Source organism: Streptococcus sp. 3613, assembly GCF_013277375.1.
GTDB classification, from domain to species: domain Bacteria; phylum Bacillota; class Bacilli; order Lactobacillales; family Streptococcaceae; genus Streptococcus; species Streptococcus pseudopneumoniae.
The window spans coordinates 1-732 of sequence record NZ_VMMV01000115.1; the positions used below are offsets into that span (position 1 = coordinate 1).

At 47.1% G+C, this 732-nt stretch carries 2 protein-coding genes; both read left to right on the plus strand.

All coding sequences use genetic code 11. The features are described from left to right. Nucleotides 1-40 precede the first annotated feature (40 nt). Nucleotides 41-574, plus strand: a complete 534-nt coding sequence (locus tag HT708_RS10970; RefSeq protein WP_001105679.1) for a hypothetical protein — start codon at nucleotides 41-43, stop codon at nucleotides 572-574. Then, the gene (locus tag HT708_RS10975) at nucleotides 567-719 is read left to right on the plus strand and encodes a hypothetical protein (protein WP_000036642.1); all 153 of its coding nucleotides are present in this window, start codon (nucleotides 567-569) and stop codon (nucleotides 717-719) included. Before HT708_RS10970 ends, HT708_RS10975 begins: the two co-directional genes overlap by 8 nt. Nucleotides 720-732: the final 13 nt, after the last annotated feature.

Consider the following 732-nt stretch of genomic DNA (forward strand, 5'->3'; position numbering starts at 1 on the left):
TTTTTGACGAAACGCAAGCTAAAATGAAAGGAAATAAGGAATGAATTACGAAGTAGCAATCAATCCCTACTTGAAAGGTGGGGAAAATGTAACAGTTGTCGCAATCAAGATGGAAAACAAGGGGCGCTATTCTTATGAGCAGTGCGAATTGCCAGGTGACCATACACAGGATAGTGAGGACGCCCTTATCCAAGCGGTTTTGGAATTGGTTCGCACCGAACTGGACCCAACAAGCGCCATTGTCAAGAACCAAGAACAACTGGCTAAGACGACGGAAGCGCTGGAGAGAGCCAACCAGCTCATGGATGGCATGCAGAAGGTCAATCTCCAGAATGCTCAGGATATTGAGGATATCTTAGCGCGATTGGAGGAGCTGGAAGCTCAAGGAGAGTCTGACCAGGAGGAGACCGACGAGGACACCCCTCAGGTTACGGACACAGAAAACCAAGCTGAAGAAGCACAACCAACCCCAGCGGTAGAAGATAAGAAAGAAAGCGAGAAAGAAGATGACATTTCTGAAACGACAAACCAAGAGAGCCCTAGTGAAGACAATGGAGGTAGCAGCAATGAGTAAGATTACACTAGATCAAGCAAAAATCGACATGTACATCAACCTACTGGAACGTGGAGCAGTTGACTTTTCATGGGTACATAAACGCTGGAAAGACCGTGTGCGCAAGGAATTGAAGCGACGTGGTTTGAGCCACTTGGCGAACTAGCGAGGTGTTTATG